The 11960-nt window shown below is 70.6% G+C and carries 11 protein-coding genes; 5 read left to right on the top strand and 6 right to left on the bottom strand.

All coding sequences use genetic code 11. The features are described from left to right. Positions 1-78: 78 nt before the first annotated feature. Entirely contained in the window at positions 79-627 is a 549-nt protein-coding gene (locus tag OG293_RS06965; protein WP_405997886.1) for a DUF1707 and FHA domain-containing protein, read from the bottom strand. Between the two features lie 310 nt (positions 628-937). Here OG293_RS06965 and OG293_RS06970 point away from each other — a divergent pair, with 310 nt between their 5' ends. Continuing rightward, a complete protein-coding gene (locus tag OG293_RS06970) occupies positions 938-1834 on the top strand; it encodes a GNAT family N-acetyltransferase (protein ID WP_405997887.1) in 897 nt (298 codons plus the stop codon). 58 nt (positions 1835-1892) lie between these two features. Beyond that, positions 1893-3119: an MFS transporter gene (locus tag OG293_RS06975; protein ID WP_405997888.1), complete on the top strand. Its 1227-nt coding sequence runs from the start codon at positions 1893-1895 to the stop codon at positions 3117-3119. Here OG293_RS06975 and OG293_RS06980 read toward each other — a convergent pair. After that, positions 3108-4469 carry a GH1 family beta-glucosidase gene (locus OG293_RS06980; protein WP_405997889.1) on the bottom strand — a complete coding sequence of 454 codons (1362 nt, stop codon included), beginning with the start codon at positions 4467-4469 and terminating at the stop codon, positions 3108-3110. The two genes, OG293_RS06975 and OG293_RS06980, sit on opposite strands and share 12 nt — an antisense overlap. A 101-nt stretch (positions 4470-4570) precedes the next feature. Here OG293_RS06980 and treZ point away from each other — a divergent pair, with 101 nt between their 5' ends. Continuing rightward, positions 4571-6316, top strand: a complete 1746-nt coding sequence (gene treZ / locus OG293_RS06985; protein ID WP_405997890.1) for a malto-oligosyltrehalose trehalohydrolase — start codon at positions 4571-4573, stop codon at positions 6314-6316. 128 nt (positions 6317-6444) lie between these two features. On the opposite strand, the gene OG293_RS06990 is transcribed toward treZ, so the two are convergent. The 3 genes from OG293_RS06990 to OG293_RS07000 form a co-directional block, all read right to left on the bottom strand. Further along, complete coding sequence (locus OG293_RS06990) at positions 6445-7566, bottom strand: aminopeptidase P family protein (protein ID WP_405997891.1); 1122 nt, start codon at positions 7564-7566, stop codon at positions 6445-6447. A 36-nt stretch (positions 7567-7602) separates the two neighbouring features. Further along, positions 7603-8553, bottom strand: coding sequence for a hypothetical protein (locus tag OG293_RS06995; RefSeq protein ID WP_405997892.1), 951 nt, complete (start codon positions 8551-8553; stop codon positions 7603-7605). Between the two features lie 121 nt (positions 8554-8674). Next, complete coding sequence (locus OG293_RS07000) at positions 8675-9316, bottom strand: nucleoside/nucleotide kinase family protein (protein WP_406003527.1); 642 nt, start codon at positions 9314-9316, stop codon at positions 8675-8677. A 57-nt stretch (positions 9317-9373) separates the two neighbouring features. Between OG293_RS07000 and OG293_RS07005 the strand changes: the two genes are divergently transcribed. Together OG293_RS07005 and OG293_RS07010 are read left to right on the top strand one after the other, a co-directional pair. Continuing rightward, on the top strand, positions 9374-9763 hold the full coding sequence (locus OG293_RS07005) for a VOC family protein (protein WP_405997893.1): 390 nt from the start codon (positions 9374-9376) through the stop codon (positions 9761-9763). Positions 9764-9927: 164 nt separating this feature from the next. After that, positions 9928-11187 carry an ABC transporter substrate-binding protein gene (locus tag OG293_RS07010; RefSeq protein WP_405997894.1) on the top strand — a complete coding sequence of 420 codons (1260 nt, stop codon included), beginning with the start codon at positions 9928-9930 and terminating at the stop codon, positions 11185-11187. A 16-nt stretch (positions 11188-11203) separates the two neighbouring features. On the opposite strand, the gene OG293_RS07015 is transcribed toward OG293_RS07010, so the two are convergent. Beyond that, positions 11204-11956, bottom strand: coding sequence for an ABC transporter ATP-binding protein (locus OG293_RS07015; protein ID WP_405997895.1), 753 nt, complete (start codon positions 11954-11956; stop codon positions 11204-11206). Between the last annotated feature and the right edge of the window lie 4 nt (positions 11957-11960).

An 11960-nucleotide genomic window follows, 5' to 3' on the forward strand; every position in this document is an offset into this window, starting at 1 on the left:
GCGCCGCAGCCCACGCGCGCCCTTACGGGTGAAGCGCTCCGGCAGTCAACCCGGCCGGCAGCAGCTGCCCCGGGTTTCTCAGCGGGCCGTGAGGCGGAAACTCATCCGGCCGAAGCCCACCATGTCCCCGTCGTGCACCACGACCGAGCCCGTCACCCGCCGCCCGTTGACGGTGGTCCCGTTGGTGGAGCCGAGGTCGCGCAGGATCCACAGATTGTCCTGCCTGCTCAGTTCGGCATGCAGGCGCGAGACAGTGTCATGGCTCAGCCGCAGGCCGTTGCCCGGGTCGCGGCCGATCCGCAGGGGGTACGGGCCGGGTTCGGGCAGCAGCAGCGGCGGCAGCTTCTCGGCCTGCCACGCCCTGCGCAGCCGCACGCAGAACGCCGACGCGCGGCCCACCGCGCTGTAGAGGCGGCGCGACCAACGGCTGTCGGTGCCGAGGTCGGCGGTGAGTGCCCGCAGTTCGTCGGGCCGGCGGGCGACCAGGGCGAGTTCCATGCGCCGCATGAAAGTGTCGTGCGACAACTTGCCCTGGGCCGCACCCTCTCTGAGCACACCGAGGACACGGTCACGCTCGGCATCGGAGAGCCGGGCGGGATACGTGTGGAACTCGTAGGGGGACGTCACATCCGAGATTGTCGGGCCGAAGGGGCACAGGTGTCCAGAAGAGCAGCCGTTCCCGTTCCTGCCGCACGTGGCTGCTGACCTGCGCGGAAGCTCTAGCTCCGCCCTTCGGGGCGGGGTTTCTGGAGCGCAGTTGGAACAAAGCGATGGACGGATCGGCGGCGCCCCGTCTAACGTGATCACGACGCCACGGCCGACGGAAGGAGGCGAGAGCAGTGCAGACCACCCGATTCCCGCGCTCCCGCCCCGTTCACCGCGCGTTCGCAGTCTGACCGGGAGCGCACACGCACTTCTTTCCCGGAGGACATCTCTCATGACCGATCTGGTCATTCGCGCGCTCGACGAGAGCGACGCGGAACTCTTCGACGCCCTGCCCGATCCGCTCGGCGTGGGCCGCGCGCTGGCCCGGGCCACCCATCGGCCCGAGTGGAAGCGGGTCGCGCTGCGCGACGGCAAGGTCGTCGCGCGGGCCGCCTGGTGGGGCGGTCCGGACGACGAAACCCCCGTCAACATCAACTGGTTCGATGTCGCCGAGGGCGAGGAGGACGCCGGTGCCGAGCTGCTGCGCACCTCCCCGTACCACGTCGAGTACGAACTGATCCTGCCCCCGGGCTGGCGTCAGGACCCGGTCGCCTCGGCGGCCGGCGAGGCGAGGATCCGGGCCGCTCAAGCGGCCGGGATGACGCGCTTCGTAGAGCGATTCCAGTACCGCTGGACGACCGGGTGCGGGCTGCCGCGGCGGCCGGGACGGCTGGAGTTCCGTCCCGACCCCGACGACATGGTGTTCTTCGAGGCGCTGCGCCGCATCCACTCCGTGACGCTCGACGCGCACGCCCTGCACGCCATCGCCGCATCGGGTGTGGACAAGGCCGCTCAGGAGGAGCTGGACTTCTTCCACTGGTGCCCGTCGCCGCGCGAGTGGTGGCAGCTGGCGTACACGCCGGGCGGTGAACTGGTCGGAGTGCACATCCCGGCACACAATCCGTCGGGGCCGTGCGTCGGCTTCATCGGGGTCGTGCCGGAGCAGCGCGGCCACGGCTATGCGTACGACCTGCTCGCGGAGTGCACGCACTTCCTGGCCCGACGGGGCGCGGAGTTCATCGCGGGCGCCACCGATCAGGGCAACTTCCCGATGGCTGCGAACTTCACGAAGGCGGGCCATCGAGTCGTGCAGGAACGGATCCACTTCCGGCCCCGACCCCGGGATTGATCCAGCTCGGGGGGTGTCCGTAAGCTCCGGACACCCCCGAGCTGATGGCGAGCCGCCCATGACGGAACAAGAGCTGCACTCCGGGCCACAGGTCCGTGTCGGCGGTGGCTGGATATCGGGCCTCATGCTCGCCAACCTCGGACTGTTCATGGCGTTTCTCACCCCGGTCCAGGTGTTGCTGGCCGAGCAGATCGACACGATCGCCCCTTCGGGGAAAGAGCTCGCGCTCAGCCTGGCCACCGGTTCGGGGGCTCTGGTCGCCGTGCTCGCCAACCCGCTGGCGGGCGCGCTCTCGGACCGTACCGGCAGCCGCTTCGGCCGCCGTCACCCCTGGATTCTGGGCGGGGCGGCGGCCGGAGCGGCCGGGCTCGTGGTCACTTCGGCGCAGACCACCGTGGTGGGTGTGACGCTCGGCTGGTGTCTGGCGCAGGCGGGCCTGAACGCGATGCTCGCCGGTTCCAACGCGGTCGTGCCCGACCAGGTGCCGGTCGAACAGCGGGCCTCGGTCTCCGGGTTCATCGGCATACCCATGACGCTCGGGCTGGTCGTGGGGGCGCTGCTGGTGACGATGGTCGTGACGGGGACGTCGGCGGGCTATCTGCTGCTGGCCGCGCTCACCGTGCTCTGCGCGCTGCCGTTCGTGCTGATGACGGACGACCCCCACGTCCCGCCGTCCGCACGGGACGCGACGCGGCTCACCGACTTCTGGGTGAGCCCCCGGGCGCACCCGGACTTCGGCTGGGCCTGGGTGACCCGGTTCCTGGTGATGCTCGGCAATTCGATCGGCACGCTCTATCTGCTGTATTTCCTGAAAGACGCGGTGCACTACGCCAATCCCGACGAGGGCGTGCTGATCCTGACGCTGCTCTACACGGCGGGCGTGGTGGTGACGGCGGTCGCGGGCGGGCGGGTGTCGGACCGGTCGGGGCGGCGCAGGGCGCTCGTCTCCGTCGGTTCGGCGGTGATGGCGGCGTCCACTTTGCTGCTCGCGTTCTGGCACACCTGGCCGGTGGCGATGGGAGCCGCGCTGCTGCTGGGGCTCGGCTTCGGGGTGTACATCGCGGTCGACCAGGCGCTGATCACCCAGGTCCTGCCGCGCGCCGGGGACCGCGCGAAGGATCTGGGCGTCATCAACATCGCCAACTCCGCCCCGCAGGTGCTCGGCCCGGTGCTCGCCGCGCCGATCGTGGCGTACGCGGGCGGATACGCCGGGCTCTATCTCACCGCCGCGGCGGTGACCGCCCTGGGCGGCGTGCTGGTGTGGAGGATCCGCTCAGTTCCCTGACTTCTGGGCGGCGATGGCGTCCCGGTACCAGGCGTACGAAGCCTTGGGTGTGCGCTCCAGCGTCTCGTAGTCGACATGGACGAGACCGAAGCGCTGCGACGACCCCTCGACCCACTCGATGTTGTCGGTCAGGGACCAGGTGAAGTAGCCGCGTACATCGACTCCCGCGCCGATCGCCTCGTGCAGGGCGCGCAGATGGCCGTCGAGGAAGTCGATGCGCCGCCGGTCGTCGAGTCCGTCGTACGAGCAGCCGTTCTCGGTGATGAAGACCGGTGGCAGCCGGTCCCCGAACCGTTCCTTCAGCAGCACGAGCTGCTCCCGCAGTCCGTCGGGCACGACCGCCCAGCCGAAGTCGGTCCGCTGTTCGCTCTGTGTCTCGCGCACTCCGAAGGGAAGTTCGGCGGGAAGTCCGACGCCTGCGAAGGTGCCGAGCGCGTCCTGCGAGGGGGCGCCGACGAGCATCGGCTGGTAGTAGTTCACGCCGTACCAGTCGAGCGGAGCGGAGATGACGGCGAGGTCCTCGGCGACGGGGCCGGGCATGAGGGCGGCGAAGTTCTCGTCCGGGTAGCGCCCGGTGAGGATCGGGTCGGCGAACATCCAGTTGGTGATCGTGTCGTACAGCTCGGCGCCGAACCGGTCCTCCTCGCTCGTCCCCGCGGTCCGCACGGGCGAGTGCGAGACGGCCGGCCCGATGTTCGACGCTCCCGCGGCGCGCAGCGCCTGGACCGCCAGACCGTGTGCGAGCAGCTGGTGGTGGGCGGCGGGCAGCGCGTCGAAGAGGAGCTGCTTGCCGGGCGCGTGCTCGCCGAGGGCGTATCCGAGCAGGGTGACCTCGGCCGGTTCGTTGATGGTGATCCACATCGGTACGCGGTCGGCGAGCCGCTCACCGACGACCGCGGCGTACTCGGCGAAGCGGGCCGCGGTGTCCCGGGCGAGCCAGCCGCCGGCGTCGTCCAGCGGCAGCGGCGTGTCCCAGTGGTAGAGGGTGGGCGCGGGTGCGATGCCGTGGGCGCACAGCTCGTCGACGAGGCGGTCGTAGAAGTCGAGCCCGGCGGCGTTGACGGGGCCGCTGCCGCCGGGAATCACCCGCGGCCAGCTGACCGAGAAGCGGAAGGCGTCGGCGCCGAGCCCGGCGAGCAGGGCGACGTCCTCGCGGTAGCGGGCGTGGAAGCCGGTGCCGCGCGAGGCGTCGGCACCGTCCTTGATCCGTCCCTGTGCGGCGAAGGCGTCCCAGCCGGAGGGGCCCTTGCCGTCGGTGTCGGCGGCTCCCTCGGTCTGGAAGGCGGAGGCGGACGCGCCCCAGAGGAAACCGGACGGGAAGGCGGGCAGCGGCGGCAGCGGCGTCGACATGGCTCGTGACTTTAATGGCCCGAGGTGACCGCTTCTAGACCTCGATCTTGCCAGGATGGGGACGGCATCGACGACGCGCATCGACGACGAGGGGACCGCCAGTGCTGTTCGAGGTATGGGCACCGCAGGCCGAGGACCGGGTCACGCTGTGGCTTCAGGACGGGGAGCGGCCCATGAGGCGCGCCGAGGGGCGTCCGGGCTGGTGGAGCGCCGAGGCGGTGGCGGAAGACGGCGCGCGGTACGGCTTCGCGCTGGACGGCGGGCCCGTGCTGCCCGATCCGCGCTCGCGCCGGCAGCCGGACGGGCCGGACGGGACGAGTGCCGTGGTCGACCAGGGCGCGTACACATGGCGGCACGAGTGGGCGGGCCGGGGGCTGCGCGGCGCGGTGTTGTACGAGCTCCATGTCGGCACGTTCACCGACGAGGGCACGCTGGACGCTGCGGCCCGACGGCTGGGCGAGCTGGCCGAGCTGGGGATCACCCATGTCGAACTGATGCCGCTGTGTCCCTTCCCCGGTGTGCACGGATGGGGGTACGAGGGCGTGTCGCTGTGGGCTGTCCATGAGCCGTACGGCGGTCCGGAGGCGCTCAGGCGCTTTGTCGACACGGCACACGGCGAGGGCCTCGGCGTCGTCCTGGACGTGGTCCACAACCACCTCGGCCCGTCCGGGAACCATCTGCCCTCCTTCGGCCCGTACTTCACCGACACCCACCACACGCCCTGGGGCTCCGCGGTCAATCTGGACGCGCCCGGCTCGGACGAGGTGCGCGCGTATCTGCTGGGCAGCGCGCTGGCCTGGCTGCGCGACCACCGACTCGACGGGCTGCGCCTCGACGCCGTGCATGCGCTGGCCGACACCCGGGCGCTGACCTTCCTGGAGGAGCTCTCCGCCGCCGTCGACACACTCTCCGCCGAGCTGGGGCGGCCGCTGTTCCTGATCGCCGAGTCGGATCTGTGCGACCCGCGGACGACCGGACCCCGCGAGGCGGGCGGCCTCGGTCTGCACGCGCAGTGGAACGACGACTTCCACCACGCCCTGCACACCGCGCTGACCGGCGAGTCGCAGGGCTACTACGCCGACTTCGCGGCCGCTCCCGTGGCGGCCGTCGCCAGGACCCTCACCCACGGCTTCTTCCACGACGGCACCTATTCGAGCTTCCGCGGCCGTACGCACGGCCGCCCCCTCGATGTGACGACGACGCCGGCGCACCGCTTCCTCGGCTACGCCCAGACGCACGACCAGATCGGCAACCGCGCGCTCGGCGACCGGCTCTCCGCCACGCTCTCCCCCGGGCTGCTGGCGTGCGCGGCGGCGCTGGTGCTGTGCGGGCCGTTCACGCCGATGCTGTTCATGGGCGAGGAGTGGGGAGCCCGTACCCCCTGGCAGTTCTTCACCGACCACACCGACGCGGAGCTGGCCGAGGCGGTACGCAACGGCAGACGGCGGGAGTTCGCGGCACACGGGTGGGCGGCGGAGGAGATCCCCGACCCGCAGGACCCGGCGACGAGAGGACGTTCGTGTCTGGACCGCTCCGAGCGGGAGCGGGAGCCGCACGCCCGGCTGCTGGCCTGGCACCGCGAGCTGATCGCGCTGCGCCGTACACAGCCCGACCTGGCGGATCCCGACCTCGCCGCGGTGAAGGTGGCATACGACGAGCAGGCGCGCTGGCTGACCTTCCGGCGCGGGGATCTGCGGGTCGCGGTCAATCTGGCGAAGGAACCCGCGGAGATTCCGCTGGGCGGAGGCGGGCGGGTGCTCGCGGCGTGGGAGCCGGTCCAACCGCCGCGGGCGGACGGCGTGTTGCGCCTTCCGCCCGAGTCGTGCGTGGTCCTGACGGACGGCTGACGCACCCGGCTCCGCCCCGGACCCAGCTCCTCGGTCGCCGAAGTGGCGTGACTGGGGCGGGACCCGCTGGGGTCTTTCGTCTGGATCAGGCCGGGCTCGCCGATCCGGCCTGATCCAAACGGAAGACCCTAGTCGACGATCGCCATCGCGCGCGATGTCGTGTTCAGACGGCGCCCTCCGTCCTCGGTAACCGTCACGATGTCCTCGATCCGCACTCCGAACCGGCCCGGCAGATAGATCCCCGGCTCCACCGAGAAGCACATTCCGGGCACCAGAAGCCGCTCCTCGCCCTCGATCATGTAGGGCGGCTCGTGCGTGGTGACGCCGATGCCGTGACCGGTGCGGTGGATGAACAGGTCGCCGTACCCGGCCTCGTCGATGATCTCGCGGGCCGCCCGGTCGATCTCCTGGCAGGCCGCGCCCGGCTTGACCGCCTCCACCCCGGCGCGCTGCGCCTCCTGGACGACGTCGTGGATGTGCTGCTCTGCGGGGGACGGCTCGCCCACATGGACCGTACGGGAGGTGTCCGATCCGTAGCCGTGCTTGAGGCCGCCGAAGTCGAGGACCACCATGTCACCCGGCTCGATGGTGCGTTCGCCGGCCTCGTGGTGGGGGTTGGCGCCGTTGGGCCCCGAGCCGACGACCGTGAAGTCGACCTGGGAGTGACCGAACTGCTTGAGCAGCGCGGCGAGATCGGCCGCGACGTCCGTTTCCCTGCGGCCCGCGAAGCGGACCTTGAGGATCTCCTCGTACGTCGCGTCGGCGGCCTCGCCCGCCGCGGCGAGGCGCTCCAGTTCGGGCGCGTCCTTCACCGCCCGCAGCATGGGCAGTGCCTCGGTCAGCGATACGTACGAGGTCTGCGGGAGCTGTTTCTGGAGGCCGAGCAGATGCATCGCCCAGGCGTTGTCGCTGACACCGAAGCGGCCGGTGATGTCGAGGAGCGGGGCGGCGACGGCGTAGGGGTCCGCGCCGTCGGTCCAGTCCCGCAGGGTGAGCGCGGACCCGCCTGGGGCCTCCTCGGCGTCGGGGGCCTCCAGCTTCGGCACCACGAGGACCGGGTCCCGGCCCGCCGAGAGGAAGAGGAGGGTGAGCCGCTCGGTGACCGCGGGCCGGTAGCCGGTGAGGTACATCAGGTCGGGGCCGGGAGCGACGAGCACTCCCGCGAGTCCGGCGTCGGCGGCGGATTCGGCGGCGCGGGCCATCCTGGCCCGGTAGTCGTCGGCGGTGAAGGGCGCGGGTGTGGTGGCCATGGGCCCATACTGCCCGCGGCCCGGGAGGCGCGCGAGTCAGTTCTCGTCGTCCTCCACGAGCCGCTCCAGCAGCTCCTGGAACTCCTCGCCGACCACGATCCGCAGCCCCTCGCCGTCCTCCTCGTGGTCGCTGAGCTGGGTGAGCGTGCCGTCGCGCCACCAGTAGACATAGGGGCTGATGGCACCGGGGGTGTCTTCGTAGCCGGATGCCGCGAACGAGGCCATCGCGTTGAGTGCCGGGATCACACCGGTGTCGTGAATGGCGTGGAAGGCCAGCTGATGGCGGAAGGGCATGGCCACCAGCGCACCGTCGGCCGGCAGTTGCTCGCCGGTCACCTGGCGTACGACGCTCTCCAGGGCCAGGACCCGGCTTGCGGTGTAGAAGGAGTCGCCGAGGACCACCTCGAAGAGCGTGCCGTCGGCGTCCTTGACGCTTTCGTGTGCCTCGACGGGCAGTCCCCGGAGGTTGTACAGCGCCTGGTCGCGCAGGTATTGGAGGTCGCCCAGGGGTTCCAGGGCCTCGTCGGTGAGCATCATGACGCTCTCGGGGAGGTCGAGCGCGATGATCTCGTACAGGCCGGGGGCGAGGGAGCGGGCGTAGGCGAAGTTCGCCGGGTTGAAGCCGTCGCCCACGACCCTTGGGTAGAGCTGCGCGCGGATCTGCTCGGTCGGCAGGGTGTCCAGCGCGGAGGGGGCGTCCATGGTGCGCAGGACCATCCCGACGTGCTGGTGGACCAGTTCGGGCCAGGCACGCGGCCCGCGGTCGTCGTTGTGGCACACGGCGGCGAGATTGGCCAGTCCGAACTGGCGGCCCGCGCTGTCGGCGACCACGTCCGCGTAGACCGTCACCTCAAGGCCCCGCTCGGCGAAGGCCTCCCGGACCCCGGCGCGGAAGCGGGTGCCCTCGTCGGCCGAGAAGAAGGCGAACTCGGGGTCCCGGGGCGCGTCGCGTCCGTCACGCTTCGGGTCTCGCCGGAACAGCCCCACGTCATCCCGCCTTCCGTCGGTCTGTCCAGGACCATGAGCGTACAGACCATGCCCCGTGTCGACGGCTCGCACTCCGGATGGGGCCGGCCAACTGCCCGGCGGCGCCTCGCGGCATGAGCGGCTACGGCGACTGCGTGACCACGAAGTCGGCGCGGTCGCGTCCGCGGGCGACGAGCCGGGCGTTGCGTTCGTCCGATTCATGGACCCAGCGCTCGGCGTACGGGCGCTGCTTGCCGAACCGCACATGCCGGTCGACCAGTCGGCGGATGCGGACGTCGTCGTCGAGCTCCAGGTACCAGGCCTCGTCGAGGAGCGGCCGGATCCGCGCCCAGGGGCCTTCGTCGTGGAGGAGGTAGTTGCCCTCGGTGACGACGAGGGGGACGCCGGGGTCGACGGGGATGCTGCCGGCCACGGCCTCTTCCAGGGTGCGGTCGAATGCGGGCGCGTAGACCGTCTCTCCCGGCGTGGGCGCACGCAGCCGGGCGAGCAGGCCGGCGTATCCGGCCGCGTCGAAGGTGTCGGGCGCGCCCTTGCGCTGCTCACGGCCGAGGCGCCGGAGCTCGGCCTGAGCGAGGTGGAAGCCGTCCATGGGCACGAGGACGGCGAGCCCGTCGAGGGAGTCGACGAGGTGGGCGGCGAGGGTCGACTTCCCGGCGCCCGGGGCTCCCGCGATGCCCAGGACGAGGCGACGCCCCTGGGCGGCCAGGGCATGGGCGCGGAACAGCAGGTGCGGCGGGTACGTCGGGGGCGGCGGCGCATGCATGGTGCGCATTCTCGCATCACGTTGATCCGCCCGAGTCATACGTATAACTTAATCCCCATGTCGTTCATCGCCCTGGTCACCCTCGTCGTCCGTGACTACGACGAGGCCATCGCCTTCTATACCGACGCCCTCGGATTCGAGCTGGTCGAGGACACCGACCGCGGCGATGGCAGCCGCTGGGTGGTGGTCCGCCCGCGCGGCGCGGACCACGGCACGGCGCTTCTGCTCGCCCGCGCCGCCGACGGGGACCAGCGTGCGAGCGTGGGCGCGCAGACCGGCGGCCGGGTGGGCTTCTTCCTGCACACCGGGGACTTCGCGGCCGACCACGCCCGGATGACGGCGGCGGGCGTGCGCTTCCTGGAGGAGCCGCGGCACGAGACGTATGGCTCGGTGGCGGTCTTCGAGGACCTGTACGGGAACCGGTGGGATCTGCTGCAGCCGAAGTGACCCGCCCACGCCCTTGGGCGCGCCCTCTCGGTATCGCCGAGCCGGCATCGCCGCCGATCTCGCCCGGCCAACCTGCTCTGAGGGTTCTACGATCAGTACAGACAGAAGGCGGGCGGTAGGCCGTCATGTCGACCTGCCGCCGCCTCCGCTGAGAGGAGGCGGACATGAAGACGTCGCTACAGCGGTCCGCGATCTTCACGAGTGCGGCCGTGCTGCTCCTGGCGGCCTTCGGCACGAGTGGCAACGCCACGTCATCGGCCCCGGGGAAGGACGACGACGGCGAGCTCAAGCTGGGTTACGTTCTCCCGGAGACGGGGCAGCTCGCCTTTCTGGGGCCGCCCATGATCCAGTCGACGAATTTCGCGATCAAGACCATCAATGACGCCGGTGGTGTCCTCGGCAAGCCGATCCCGAAGGTGGTCGGTGCTGACGAGGCAGGTCAGGAGGCCGTGGCGGCCCAGTCGGCGGACCGTGTGCTGAACTCGGGTGTCGATGCGCTCATCGGTGCCGCAGCATCCGGAATGTCGCTGGCCATCATCGACCGGGTGACCGGTGAAGGTGTCGTCCAGTGCTCGGGTTCCAATACTGCACCGACCTTCACCGACTACGACGACGGCGGCTTCTACTTCCGCACGGCGCCGAGCGACGCGCTCCAGGGACCCATCCTGGCGAAGACCATCCAGGAGGACGGCCACAAGCGGGTGGCCCTGATCGCGCGTGCCGACGACTACGGAAAGGGGCTGCTGGACTCCACCAAGAAGGCGCTGGAGGACGGCGGCGCCACCGTGACGCTCGCCGAGACGTACGACACGAAGGCCACCAACTACGACCAGATCGTCCAGCGGGCCAAGGACTCGAATCCGGATGCCACCGTGGTGATCGCCTTCGAGGAGGGCGCACAGATCCTCCAAGGCATGATCGAGGCAGGAATCGGGCCCGCGCAGAAGGGTGTGTACGGAGCCGACGGGCTGCGCAGCGAGGAACTGCCCGCCCTCGTCGCCCCGGGCAAGCCCGCCACGCTCGCCGGGATGAAGGGGACGGCTCCGGCATCGGCGTCCAATCCGGAGTACGTGAAGGCGTTGAAGGCCTACGCGCCGACGCTGAAGGAGCTGCAGTTCGCACCGCAGACCTTTGACTGCGTGACGACCATCGCGCTCGCCGCGGAGCAGGCCGGTTCGGACGACCCCGGCAAGTTCGTCGACGAGATGATCGCGGTCACGAAGGACGGCGAGAAGTGCACGACGTTCGCCGCCTGCAAGAAGCTGATCGCCGATGGCAAGGACATCGACTACGACGGAGTGAGCGGAGCGCTCGACTTCACCGACGCCGGTGAGCCCGGCCAGGCGACGATCGAGGTGTACACGTACAACGACAAGGGGCAGCTGCAAACCGTGAAGACCGAGGTGAGCAAGGGTCAGGAGTGAGAGAGGAAACGGGAGTTCAGCGCACGCGGGCGAGGGTCCCGAGATACAACTCGATCACCTTCTCGTCGTGCAGCAGAGCCATACCGGTACCGGTGTGGGCGTTGCGGCCCTGGTCGAGGACGTAGCCACGGGCGCAGATCTGCAGGCACCTGCGGGCGTTCTGCTCGACCATGAGCACGGCGACGCCCGCGCCGTTGATCTCCTTCACCCGCTCGAACACCTGGTCCTGGAAGATCGGGGAGAGCCCCGCCGACGGCTCGTCGAGCAGCAGCACCTCCGGCTCCATCATCAGTGCCCGGGCCATGGCGAGCATCTGCCGCTCACCGCCGGACATCGAGCCTGCCTTCTGCTTCCGGCGGGCGGCCAGCAGGGGGAAGATCTCCTCCACCGCCGCGGTCCGCCGTGCGAATCCCTTGGGCCGCAGGTAGATGCCCATGCGCAGGTTCTCCTCCACGGTCAGCGCGGGGAAGACGTTCTGCAGCTGCGGCACATACCCCACGCCCCGGCGGACCAGCTCGTGCGCGGGCCGGTTGGTGACGTCCTCGCCGTGCAGTCGCACGGTCCCGCCGCGCACGCGCAGCAGGCCGAAGACCGTCTTGATCAGAGTCGACTTGCCGGCGCCGTTGGGGCCGATGACGCCGACCAGCTCGCGGGAACGCACCTCGACGCTGCAGCCGCGCAGCACATCGACGCCCGGTACATATCCGGCGACGATCGCGTCGGCCACCAGTACGGGCCCGTCCACGGGCCCCTTTCCGTTCTCGGGCATGGAC

Source organism: Streptomyces sp. NBC_00829, assembly GCF_045161795.1.
Taxonomy (GTDB): domain Bacteria; phylum Actinomycetota; class Actinomycetes; order Streptomycetales; family Streptomycetaceae; genus Streptomyces.

Excerpts from the sequence above, each read along its gene's own strand:
- OG293_RS06970 (WP_405997887.1), top strand. The coding sequence starts at position 938 with ATGACCGATCTGGTCATTCGCGCGCTCGACGAGAGCGACGCGGAACTC.
- OG293_RS06975 (WP_405997888.1), top strand. The coding sequence starts at position 1,893 with ATGACGGAACAAGAGCTGCACTCCGGGCCACAGGTCCGTGTCGGCGGT.
- OG293_RS06980 (WP_405997889.1), bottom strand. The coding sequence starts at position 4,469 with ATGTCGACGCCGCTGCCGCCGCTGCCCGCCTTCCCGTCCGGTTTCCTC.
- OG293_RS06990 (WP_405997891.1), bottom strand. The coding sequence starts at position 7,566 with ATGGCCACCACACCCGCGCCCTTCACCGCCGACGACTACCGGGCCAGG.
- OG293_RS07000 (WP_406003527.1), bottom strand. The coding sequence starts at position 9,316 with ATGCATGCGCCGCCGCCCCCGACGTACCCGCCGCACCTGCTGTTCCGC.
- OG293_RS07005 (WP_405997893.1), top strand. The coding sequence starts at position 9,374 with ATGTCGTTCATCGCCCTGGTCACCCTCGTCGTCCGTGACTACGACGAG.
- OG293_RS07010 (WP_405997894.1), top strand. The coding sequence starts at position 9,928 with ATGAAGACGTCGCTACAGCGGTCCGCGATCTTCACGAGTGCGGCCGTG.
- OG293_RS07015 (WP_405997895.1), bottom strand. The coding sequence starts at position 11,956 with ATGCCCGAGAACGGAAAGGGGCCCGTGGACGGGCCCGTACTGGTGGCC.